The 611-nt window shown below is 61.2% G+C and carries 1 pseudogene; it reads left to right on the forward strand.

Annotated elements, in window-relative coordinates:
* Positions 1-611 (forward strand): annotated as a pseudogene (locus WH277_RS01860) (GNAT family N-acetyltransferase); the annotation flags it as partial.

Below are 611 nucleotides of genomic sequence, written 5' to 3' on the forward strand. Positions count from 1 at the left end.
CCAATCGTCTGCTGAACTGCCTGTCCTCGCTGAGCAGTCTGATGGTGCTGGTGGACAACATGGGCAACCGCACCAGTCGCCAGCAGGTGGGGCAGATGCAGGAGCAGCTGGAAAACCAGGGCGTGCTGATCTTCTTCCCGGCGGGGGAAGTCTCCCGCTTTGGCAGCAAGGGCGTGAAAGATGGCAAATGGAGCCACGGCTTCCTGCGCCTCGCCGCCCGTTTTCGTGCGCCGGTGGTGCCGATCCACGTCAGCGGCCGCAACAGTGCGCTGTTCTATCTCACCTCAAAAATCTATCAGCCGTTGTCGATGCTGTTGCTGGTGCGTGAAATGTTCGGCAATCGTGGCGTGCGGCTGAAATTGAAAATCGGCAAGCGCATCCCGTATGCCAGCTGGCATGATGGACACACCCCGGCGAAAGAGCTGGCGGCGCGTTTCCGCCGTCATCTCTACCGTATCGGCCTGGGTAAATCCGAGCTGTTCCAGACGGAAGCCGCCATTGCGCGCGCAGAAGATCGCGCGGTGCTGAAGCGGGCGCTGGCCGGATGCGAAGTGCTGGGGCAACTGCCCGACGGTAAGATGATTTACCTCTATCGCCGCCAGGGCGAAGAC

It is taken from the genome of Erwinia sp. MYb416, assembly GCF_037479575.1.
In the GTDB taxonomy this organism is placed as follows: Bacteria; Pseudomonadota; Gammaproteobacteria; order Enterobacterales; family Enterobacteriaceae; genus Erwinia; species Erwinia rhapontici.